At 44.7% G+C, this 3,165-nt stretch carries 8 protein-coding genes; all 8 read left to right on the top strand.

Annotated features, from left to right (window positions below; all coding sequences use genetic code 11):
• Positions 1-319 (top strand): helix-turn-helix domain-containing protein (locus tag CAG65_RS17325; protein ID WP_161454421.1); only part of this gene is annotated, 319 nt, incomplete at its 5' end.
• A 182-nt stretch (positions 320-501) separates the two neighbouring features.
• Positions 502-798 carry a RebB family R body protein gene (locus CAG65_RS17320; protein ID WP_161454420.1) on the top strand — a complete coding sequence of 99 codons (297 nt, stop codon included), beginning with the start codon at positions 502-504 and terminating at the stop codon, positions 796-798.
• A 51-nt stretch (positions 799-849) separates the two neighbouring features.
• The gene (locus tag CAG65_RS17315; protein ID WP_161454419.1) at positions 850-1,125 is read left to right on the top strand and encodes a RebB family R body protein; all 276 of its coding nucleotides are present in this window, start codon (positions 850-852) and stop codon (positions 1,123-1,125) included.
• Between the two features lie 22 nt (positions 1,126-1,147).
• The gene (locus CAG65_RS17310; protein WP_161454418.1) at positions 1,148-1,414 is read left to right on the top strand and encodes a RebB family R body protein; all 267 of its coding nucleotides are present in this window, start codon (positions 1,148-1,150) and stop codon (positions 1,412-1,414) included.
• A gap of 97 nt (positions 1,415-1,511) precedes the next feature.
• Entirely contained in the window at positions 1,512-1,778 is a 267-nt protein-coding gene (locus tag CAG65_RS17305; RefSeq protein WP_161454417.1) for a RebB family R body protein, read from the top strand.
• 125 nt (positions 1,779-1,903) lie between these two features.
• Positions 1,904-2,107, top strand: coding sequence for a RebB family R body protein (locus CAG65_RS17300; RefSeq protein ID WP_161454416.1), 204 nt, complete (start codon positions 1,904-1,906; stop codon positions 2,105-2,107).
• A 13-nt stretch (positions 2,108-2,120) separates the two neighbouring features.
• Positions 2,121-2,603 (top strand): RebB family R body protein, encoded by a 483-nt coding sequence (locus tag CAG65_RS17295; protein WP_161454415.1) that lies wholly within the window; start codon positions 2,121-2,123, stop codon positions 2,601-2,603.
• A gap of 69 nt (positions 2,604-2,672) precedes the next feature.
• Positions 2,673-3,026, top strand: coding sequence for a hypothetical protein (locus tag CAG65_RS17290; protein ID WP_161454414.1), 354 nt, complete (start codon positions 2,673-2,675; stop codon positions 3,024-3,026).
• The last annotated feature ends 139 nt before the right edge of the window (positions 3,027-3,165 follow it).

Here is a 3,165-nt window from a genome sequence, read left to right as displayed (position 1 = left end):
CATCAGTCCTACTCATTTGTCGTATTTGTTTAAGGCGTATCTCGGTATGTCATTTAAACAAGTGTTGCTTCGTTTGCGCATCGTAAAGGCAATGGAAATCCTTTCTGACAATCCAAATCGGCACGTAACTCAGGTATGTGATGATGTCGGATTCTGCGACCTCAGCTTTTTTGTTCGAAAATTCAAAGCCACAGTCGGGTTAAGCCCCGGAGCGTATCGCGACCAGTTTCACAATTCAGAGACCAGCCCTGAACTGCTGGCACTGGTTGATGATCTGTCACATCCGTTATTGGATTCTTCAACACAATTTCGCCAATAGAAAGTGAAATATACCAATGTTTGACGGTGTGTTACCAAACTGAGGCGACACCCTACCAATACGATTTATTAGCAATCTAATAACATATCTCTATCGTTTGAAATTAAGCAGCGATTCAATTTCAAACCCGATGAGCAGTAAAGACAAACCTTAAATTGAACAAACTAAGCGAGGCAAAAACTATGGCTTTTCCAACTGCAGTAAATGATCAGATAACAGATTCAGTCACTCAAGCAAACGTTAAGGTATTAGGTGATGCACCGGCCATGTCGATGGGCAACCTTTTCCAGGCTACGTCACAGGCGTTAGGTAATGCAGCACACAATGCCACATTGGCGCAGCAGCAATCTGGTATTACTGCACAAGCCGCAACGACGATGGGCGTAACAACTCTCTACTCAATCGATACCGCAACGACAGCCGTCGGCACCAAAACAATTCTAACTCCCACATCCAAACCTGTAGCTGGGCTTGGTTGATAGAGTCATTAGCTGATTAAACCGTAACACTACATTTTAAAGGAGAGCATTATGGCATTTCCAACAGCAGTAAACGATCAAGTTACCGATTCGGTAACTCAAGCCAACGTTAAAGTGCTTGGCGACGCGCCGGCCATGTCTATGGGTAACCTTTTTCAAGCGACATCCCAAGCATTAGGGAATGCTGCGCATAACGCAACGATGGCGCAGCAGCAGTCTGCCATTACGGCACAAGCAGCAACCACAATGGGTGTAACGACCTTATATTCCATTGATACGGCCACAACAGGTATCGCGACCAAAGATATTTTGGACAGCTTAGCATAGCGTTAATTACAGGAGTGATTAAATGGCATTTCCAACAGCAGTAAATAGTCAAATTACTGATTCAGTGACACAGGCAAATGTAGAAGTGCTTGGCACCGCCCCTGCTACAGCAATGGGTAATTTGTTTCAGGCAACGTCACAAGCACTTGCTAATGCTGCGCACAACGCAACATCCGCGCAGCAGCAAGCGAACATTACAGCTCAAGCAGTAACAACCGCAGGGGTGAATTTACTTTACTCCTTAGATACCGCGTCCACCGCTGTAGCAACTAAGAAAATCTTGGCTTAGAACCTAATCGAGTTCCTAAGTAAAGTTCCGTTGTTACAGTCAGACAAACTTGTGGCTAATGTGCCACATACTTCAAACCGTAAAAAAGGAAAATACTATGGCATTTCCAACAGCAGTTAATAGTCAAATTACAGACTCTATCTCACAGGTAAATACGAAAGTTTTGGGAGACGCTCCTGCAGTAGCAACAGGCAACTTTATGCTGGCAACAAGCCAAGCACTGTCTAATGCTGCACACAATGCAACAACAAGCCAGCAGAACAATGGAGTAACGGCACAGGCAGCACTGGTTCAAGGTGTGAATACTATGCTCTCTGTTGATACTGCTGCAGCAGCAGTGGGTACAGCAGCAATCTACCGCTAGTAACTCACTATGGCGATATTGGTGAAGTACCATGCCAATATCGCCAATCAATGAGAACGACTAACGCTGTTTTTAAGCGGAGAAGCCTAGGTAGATAGATTGCGAGGAAGCGATGGGGAATCTAGATGAATCAGCATGAAAACGTAGATATTGCCCCTGCTTTTGCGATGGCGGTGACGGATGTTGTTATGGCAAACACCATTGGTTTGCTAATGGAAAATGCCGTGAACAATGAAGCGCAGTCACAACTCATTCAGAACGCCTGTGTGAATCAGTGCTGTGCAATGATTCTGGCATCAGCCGAAGCCATTCCAAAGAAAGCGCTATGAATAGGAGAACAAAATGAGCTCAGTCAACGATCAAATTACTGATTCAGTCAGTGACATTCACACTCTGCTGACTGGTGGATCCCCTTCCCAGGCGATGGGGATGCTTGACGTTACAGGAACGGAAACACTTGGCATGACAATGTACAACGCCGTAACAGCTCAGCAGAATTCTCAAACCTCTGCGGGAGCTGCACTTAATGCAAGTTGTGCAAGGATATTAAAAACTGAAACTGTACTACCAACACCAAAATCGAAGGAAGCTCTCGAGCTGGAGCTAAAAAAAATTCAATGGATGGAAGAAAAACTCAAAAGTGAGGTGGAATTTGAGCTCATCAAGGAGTTAAGGAAATCGAACAGCTCGATCTCTAGAACATTGATCGATGGCGCTCTGGATAAAGCGATAAAGGAAGTTGAGAAGACCGTTGAAGATAGTGCGAAACCGTTGCTCGCTAATATAGCAAAAGAGCTTAAAGCTAAGTTTGACTCATTGGTTTAGCTGAATGTTAAGCGACTGGTGTTTGGATGAAACAACTCTCGTAAATACGATCCATTAAGGAGAATCACAATGAAAGAGGAACATGTGAATACTCAAATTGTAGAAACAGTGAAGCAGACCCAAGAGGCAACATTAACGGGCAATGTGATTAAAGCATCGGGCGCGGGGAAAGCACTTCAATCTATATCGCAATCATCTGCCATTGCAGTTCAAGATGCCACTGATAACTTGAGGAATATCAATACAATGGCAACAACGGCGATGGGGGTTGCGCTGTCGAAAATGCTCGCGACAGGGGAAACCACACCATATGCGCAGATCCTCGCCGAAGTGAATACTATGGTTGAACACAGCACGAACAACTTCGCCAGTGTAGGTGAGAAGGCGAGCCAGGTAATCCAAGATTTTTCAGACAGACTCTAGCGCCAGGACATATGACGGAGTAAGACATGACAATCAAAATTGAAGGAACGGAAATGCAGTCAGTGGACCAATTAACAGGGAGAAACCAGCTGATAGTTTCAATGATTCCTAATGCCTTGCCCTGGATACAATCCAATAT

The organism is Vibrio sp. V39_P1S14PM300 (genome assembly GCF_009904765.1).
Taxonomy (GTDB): Bacteria; Pseudomonadota; Gammaproteobacteria; order Enterobacterales; family Vibrionaceae; genus Vibrio; species Vibrio proteolyticus.
The sequence above is the reverse complement of the archived record's forward strand: the minus strand, read 5'-3'. Positions and strand labels throughout refer to the sequence as shown.

Coding starts and splice junctions, on each gene's coding strand:
- CAG65_RS17290 (WP_161454414.1), top strand. CDS start 2,673: ATGAAAGAGGAACATGTGAATACTCAAATTGTAGAAACAGTGAAGCAG.
- CAG65_RS17300 (WP_161454416.1), top strand. CDS start 1,904: ATGAATCAGCATGAAAACGTAGATATTGCCCCTGCTTTTGCGATGGCG.
- CAG65_RS17320 (WP_161454420.1), top strand. CDS start 502: ATGGCTTTTCCAACTGCAGTAAATGATCAGATAACAGATTCAGTCACT.
- CAG65_RS17315 (WP_161454419.1), top strand. CDS start 850: ATGGCATTTCCAACAGCAGTAAACGATCAAGTTACCGATTCGGTAACT.
- CAG65_RS17310 (WP_161454418.1), top strand. CDS start 1,148: ATGGCATTTCCAACAGCAGTAAATAGTCAAATTACTGATTCAGTGACA.
- CAG65_RS17295 (WP_161454415.1), top strand. CDS start 2,121: ATGAGCTCAGTCAACGATCAAATTACTGATTCAGTCAGTGACATTCAC.
- CAG65_RS17305 (WP_161454417.1), top strand. CDS start 1,512: ATGGCATTTCCAACAGCAGTTAATAGTCAAATTACAGACTCTATCTCA.